This is a genomic window from Halorubrum sp. SP9 (assembly GCF_005435015.1).
Taxonomy (GTDB): Archaea; Halobacteriota; Halobacteria; order Halobacteriales; family Haloferacaceae; genus Halorubrum; species Halorubrum sodomense.
Map to the genome: position 1 here is coordinate 1 of NZ_SGXU01000366.1, position 464 is coordinate 464.

Consider the following 464-nt stretch of genomic DNA (forward strand, 5'->3'; position numbering starts at 1 on the left):
AATCGGAATACCGTCGTGCGGGTCATGCGCTGGGTAGCCAAACTCACCTCGGACAAGGAACCTAGTGACCGCGACCCCTACGACGGCAGAAACCTGATCCACATGCGCGAGGGCGACAAACGGCTCGAACTCGTCGCCGACCGTGGGGAATGGATCGACTGGACCAGAGAGGCCGCTGGGGGTGATCACTGAGCCAGCGTTACACCGTCGTAACACTGGAACCCAGAAGGGCCGTAACGACGACTGACGGGTCATAGATGGCCTGTCACGAGTTTCGGACCACTATCGGTCGTAAACAACACTTCGTTAGTGTTGAGTGTACCTACCGCCCTATCCCTCGCCCATTATTTTCTAAACTATCGTGTCGTTATTAGCTTCGCACAACGTTACGACCTATCTTCCACCAGCGTTACGACAGAGTAACGACGTGGCGTCCTTTGGAGACCGGCCTTCCGAAAGTAATG

General features: G+C 55.6%; 1 protein-coding gene. It reads left to right on the forward strand.

What is annotated here, in order from left to right:
* Nucleotides 1-192, forward strand: a 192-nt coding sequence (locus EXE45_RS20025; protein WP_206750511.1) for a hypothetical protein, incomplete at its 5' end; no start/stop codon positions are given.
* Nucleotides 193-464 lie beyond the last annotated feature (272 nt).